The sequence below is a fragment of the Alcanivorax sp. HI0044 genome (genome assembly GCF_001634945.1).
This window is the reverse complement of the sequence record NZ_LWEZ01001793.1, coordinates 1-1,074: the sequence shown is the minus strand read 5'-3', so window position 1 is coordinate 1,074 and position 1,074 is coordinate 1. Positions and strand designations below refer to the sequence as shown.

Below are 1,074 nucleotides of genomic sequence, written 5' to 3'. Positions count from 1 at the left end.
ATCCTTCTGTTCAGGCTGTACCGGGCCTGTCTTTCAGTGCGGCAAAGGCACAGGGGCAAGCGACCGGGGATGAGGCACTGGCCATTTTTGATGCGCTGGAACCGGTGGCCCCGGATTTCATGATCGGTGCCTGGAAAGGCGAAGGGTTTGAAACCGGCCACCCGATGGATGGGGTGCTGGAGCGTTGCCATTGGCACGGCAAGCGTTTCGAGAGCGAAGAGCATGTGCACCCGCTGGTGTTTCGCAAGGTCTCCGGCAAGCTCACCTCGGTGAAGCCGTTACTGACCATGCCCGGGCTGGGGTTGCTGGATCAGATGCCGTTCCTGAATTCGGCGTTTGTGGGCAAGGTGTTCCAGTGGATCTTGCCGTTGCTATCCGGGCGCAAGTCCGCCGCGCGTCTGCGCACCACCACCTACCGGGGGGTGGCCACGGCGACCATGATGTACGACAACCTGCCGATCAACGATGTGTTCCGCAAGGTGGATGACAATACCGTGCTCGGCATCATGGACTTGAAAGGCATGAAGCAGCCGTTTTTCTTTGTGCTGCGTCGCGACGATAACTGAGCCTTTCTGTCAGAATGCCCCCTGAGTAATTTACATGCTGGAGGGGAGAGACCATCTTGGCCGAGTGGGCACCGCAATACAGCAAGGGGGAGCGTATTGTCCGGTTACTGTGCCACGCTGGCTGGGCGGCACCGCTTTTTCTGCTGACTGAATTTTTCTTTTTTCCCTGGTTCGAGCGCTATATGGAAACGGCGCACTGCCATCACTATGGCTCGCTCAATGGCCTGGAACTGGTGATCTACAGCCTCTTTATCGGCTTGCCGCTGGGGTTGGCATTGGTGGTGCTGGCCATTGAAGGGCGGCACAGTTTACAGATATTGCGGCTGGGGCAGTCGCCCTTGCCCGGCGAAAAGGTATTTCGCCCTACCCGCTATGTGTACGGCAATCGCGCCCGCATCAAGCCGGTGATTTTTTTCCTGCTGGTAGTGTTCTTGTGTGGGGTATCGGTGCAGGGATTTGTCTGGGCCAGCGCCACGATTGGCGAGCTGTCGCCGGACGTCAGCCGGTG

The 1,074-nt window shown here is 58.5% G+C and carries 2 protein-coding genes; both read left to right on the top strand.

Translation table 11 applies throughout. The features are described from left to right. Positions 1 to 566: DUF4334 domain-containing protein (locus tag A3730_RS26820; protein ID WP_197477663.1), on the top strand; the 566-nt coding region annotated here is incomplete at its 5' end. A gap of 56 nt (positions 567 to 622) precedes the next feature. After that, on the top strand, positions 623 to 1,074 hold a 452-nt coding region (locus tag A3730_RS26815; RefSeq protein WP_063539327.1), incomplete at its 3' end, for a hypothetical protein.